Origin of the sequence: Komagataeibacter xylinus (assembly GCF_004302915.1) — a bacterium.
GTDB classification, from domain to species: Bacteria; Pseudomonadota; Alphaproteobacteria; order Acetobacterales; family Acetobacteraceae; genus Komagataeibacter; species Komagataeibacter xylinus_C.
The window spans coordinates 1-3,036 of sequence record NZ_QQBI01000082.1 but is presented as its reverse complement, the minus strand read 5'-3'; the positions used below and the strand labels follow the sequence as shown (position 1 = coordinate 3,036).

The 3,036-nt window shown below is 53.7% G+C and carries 1 protein-coding gene and 2 pseudogenes; 1 reads left to right on the top strand and 2 read right to left on the bottom strand.

Features of this window, described 5'->3' with window-relative positions; translation table 11 throughout:
* Nucleotides 1-52: 52 nt before the first annotated feature.
* Nucleotides 53-415: pseudogene (locus DV027_RS17125) on the bottom strand (transposase); the annotation flags it as partial.
* Between the two features lie 323 nt (nucleotides 416-738).
* On the bottom strand, nucleotides 739-1,818 hold the full coding sequence (locus tag DV027_RS17115) for an IS5 family transposase (protein WP_130732976.1): 1,080 nt from the start codon (nucleotides 1,816-1,818) through the stop codon (nucleotides 739-741).
* Nucleotides 1,819-2,087: 269 nt separating this feature from the next.
* Between DV027_RS17115 and DV027_RS17110 the strand changes: the two are divergent.
* Nucleotides 2,088-2,963, top strand: a pseudogene (locus tag DV027_RS17110) (cytochrome ubiquinol oxidase subunit I); the annotation flags it as partial.
* Nucleotides 2,964-3,036: the final 73 nt, after the last annotated feature.

Below are 3,036 nucleotides of genomic sequence, written 5' to 3'. Positions count from 1 at the left end.
AAATTTCTTTTGTGCAAAACAGACTTTTTCATAATCTAACCCGATGTACAACCCTTCTGTGAGATTTCCGCGTCGAACGTAATGTCCGGCTGTCGAGAATGGCGGCCGTTGGCTCCGCCCTGCGGCCAGAAGCGATACGCAGCACGGCACGCAGATCAGATACCAACGCGTCAAAACAACCTGCCTCCATCCAGCGACGGGATTGCTGGTAGACCGCCGACCAAGGTGGAAGGTCATTCGGCATGGCGCGCCAGGCAATGCCGTAACGGATCACGTAACGCAATCCATTGAACAGTTCGCGCAATGCGTGATGTCGTTGTTGCGCATCCTCGCGCATCAGGACCAGATACGGGACGACCAGAGACCATTCTTCGTCTGATACATCAGAGGGATACGGTTTGCGTGCAGGCATCATCATTCATTACTGCACCAATCAGGCACGAAAGTACATAACACCCTCTACGTGAGAGTGAAACCGTATCCTGCCCAGTATCATACATTGCGTATCCTGCCGAATATTATCATGATAAAGTGATTGGCCTTCGTGTCTATGAACAGGGAACGAATAAGAAAGTAATCATTTCTCGGCCCGTTGACGCGCAAGGTGGAGGGATCGAAGAACCCTTGATTGATGTGCTTGGCCGGTAATTTCTGGGTTTTGGCGATTTGATTGACGGTTTTTGCGATGGCGTCCAGTCTGCGTTTTGAGCAGATTGGGAGTTGTCTCTCGCTGGATGGCTATGCGCTCGCGTTCAATCTTTCGAGGAAGAGGAGGCGGCGCATATTGTAGACGATATTGGCGAGCCCGATCCTCATGGTGGCTCGACTGATACCGACAGTCCGGACAAACAGCCCCGTCTGTGACTTCTGATCGGCAAAGACATGCTCGACACGCGAGCGGATGACCGACTTTCCAGCATTTGATTTCTGGATATGCCGGGGCATAGGCTTGAGATGCGGCTTTTTGCGATGAACCTTGGAGACAAAGCCCTGCTTTTCCATGAAGTCTTCGTTGGCTTTTGAGCGATAGGCCGTGTCGGCCCAGACACTTGAGGCCGTATTGGTTTTATCCAGAAGCCCCTCTCTCAATCGCGCGCCATCACTGGCAGCGGCATGCGTTGTTTTCCATTTCCGGATGAACCGGTATTTCCGATCGATGGAAACATGCGATTTATAGCCAAAGAACGGGATGGCGAGATCGCTGGATGGCATGGTTCCATCATCCTGCCGCTTCGCCTTCGTGAACTTCAGTGTCCATCGCGCATGACGATCCTTGTGCGACAGCTTTGCGGGTTTGTCCTGCCAGTCTTCAGGAATACGTCCTTCCCGAAGATCGGCTTTCTCTGCATTGCTGTTCCGCTGCTTCGGAGCCGCTACCAGCGTGGCATCCAGGATCTGGCCTGACATCGGCAAATACCCGGCGTTGCGCAGGGTGGCATCAAAGCGGTTGAACAGCCCATCGATCGCACCCGCCTGGGTCAGACGCTTTTGACACAGCCAGACCGTTTTGGCATCCGGCACCCGATCTGAAAGTCCCAGCCCAAGGAAACGCATAAAGGAGAGGCGATCGTTGATCAGATATTCCGTCCGCTCATCAGACAAATTGTTGAGCGTCTGGATCACCAGGATCTTGAACATCAGCACAGGATCAAATGGCGGTCGTCCGCCCTTGCTTCCATCGGAATACGCCAGGGCCTTGTCCAGATCAGGACGGAACGCTTCAAAATCCACAGTCCGGGAAAACGCTTCGAGCTGATCGCCAAGCCCACTCAGCCGGGCAAGACGCTCTTCAACATCAAAGAAACCAGACTGCTTCATATCGCCATTCCCTCAATCAACGCAGAAGAAATAGAATCATACAGAAGACCTCAAAACCAGGGGGTTTTTAGAACCCTCCAGCTTGAAAAACTTTCGGATCGGGCTCTTATGTATAATCCCTCTTGGACGCCATGCGTCTGATTGATCTACTACGTTTTCTGGGACACCGGGGCATGCAGCGGCCTTTCAGGCCAGTTCATTGCACGGAACCGATATGCCGAGAACTTATTTGTATTTCTTTCTCTCGTCATAAGTTTTGGAAAGTATCGATGCAGTACGCACATGATCCAGCACTCCTTCTGGCGCGCTTTCAGTTCGCCTTTACCGTAGGCGTCCATATCATTTTTCCGGCCTTTTCAATCGGGCTGGCGGCTTATCTGGCTGTTCTGGAGGGGCTGTGGCTCAGGACCGGACGATCCGTATTCCTTGACCTGTACCGGTACTGGATCAAGGTATTCTCCATTGTCTTTGGCATGGGCGTCGTCTCGGGACTGGTCATGTCGTATGAGTTTGGCACCAACTGGTCGATCTTTTCCAAAAAAGCCGGGCCGATTACCGGCGTGCTGCTGTCCTATGAGGTCATGACCGCCTTTTTCCTCGAGGCAGGCTTCCTCGGCGTCATGCTGTTCGGCATGAACAAAGTGGGGCGCAAACTGCATTTTGCAGCCACATGCTGCGTATCGGTCGGCACCCTGATTTCCATGACATGGATCCTGTCCTCCAATTCATGGATGCAGACCCCGCGTGGTTACACCATTGACCCGACCACCGGGCGCTTCATGCCCGCTGACTGGCTGGCCATTATCTTCAACCCGTCCTTTCCGTTCCGCCTGGTGCATATGGGTCTGGCGGCGTTCCTGTCGGTTGCCTTCATCGTGGGGGCCACGGGGGCGTGGCATATGCTCAGGGCCCGCAAGGCCGGAAAGATCTCCAGCGAGCCGGTGCGGGTCATGTTCTCCATGGCCATGTGGATGGCGGCGATCATAGCCCCCCTCCAGATCCTTGCTGGCGACGCGCATGGCCTGAACACGCTCAAATACCAGCCCGCCAAGATTGCTGCGATGGAAGGGGACTGGGTCTCGGAAGATCATGCGCCCGAACTGCTGTTCGGCATTCCCAACATGAAGACTGAGCATACGGATTATACCAACCATTGTTTGGCCTGACTCACGGGGTACCCATCGGTTTAAAAATGTGATTCATAGGATGCAGACCATT